Consider the following 668-nt stretch of genomic DNA (forward strand, 5'->3'; position numbering starts at 1 on the left):
AGGGTGGTGCCGCCGGCGGCCAGGGCGTCGATCACCGCGCCGTACTGGGACGGGTCGGTCAGCACCGCGACATGGCCGTGATTCTTGGCCGCCGCGCGGATCAGCGCCGGGCCGCCGATATCGATGTTCTCGATGCAGTCCTCGGGGCCGGCGCCGGAGGCCACCGTGGCCTCGAACGGATAGAGATTGACCGCCACCAGGTCGATCGGGGCGATGCCGTGCTCGTCCATCTGCGCCAGGTGCGCCGGCAGGTCGCGCCGGCCGAGAATGCCGCCATGGATCTGCGGCACCAGGGTCTTGACCCGTCCGTCCAGGATTTCGGGGAAGCCGGTATGGTCCGAGACCTCGGTCACCGGAAGGCCGGCGTCGCGCAGGGCGCGGGCCGAGCCGCCGGTCGAGAGGATTTCGGCGCCGTGGGCGAGCAGCGCGCGCGCGAGGTCGAGCAACCCCGTCTTGTCGGAAACGGAAATCAGCGCGCGGCGGACCGGCACTTGCGTCTGGGTCATCGCGGGGGCGACCTTTCACGGATGGACGGACAGGAAGCCCGCGTCCTTATCCAACCCGGGCCGGTGGAGCAATGATCCTGTGCGCCGGTCAGTCCCGCAGGGCGGCGCGCACCCTGTCCGCCAGCCCGTCCGGGCAGGGCAGCGGGTCGCCGTCGAGGCTGG

General features: G+C 71.6%; 1 pseudogene. It reads right to left on the minus strand.

What is annotated here, in order from left to right:
* A pseudogene (gene purH, locus HUK84_RS21650) lies at positions 1–506 on the minus strand (bifunctional phosphoribosylaminoimidazolecarboxamide formyltransferase/IMP cyclohydrolase); the annotation flags it as partial.
* Positions 507–668 lie beyond the last annotated feature (162 nt).

This window comes from Nguyenibacter vanlangensis (assembly GCF_013376155.1).
Classification (GTDB): Bacteria; Pseudomonadota; Alphaproteobacteria; order Acetobacterales; family Acetobacteraceae; genus Gluconacetobacter; species Gluconacetobacter vanlangensis.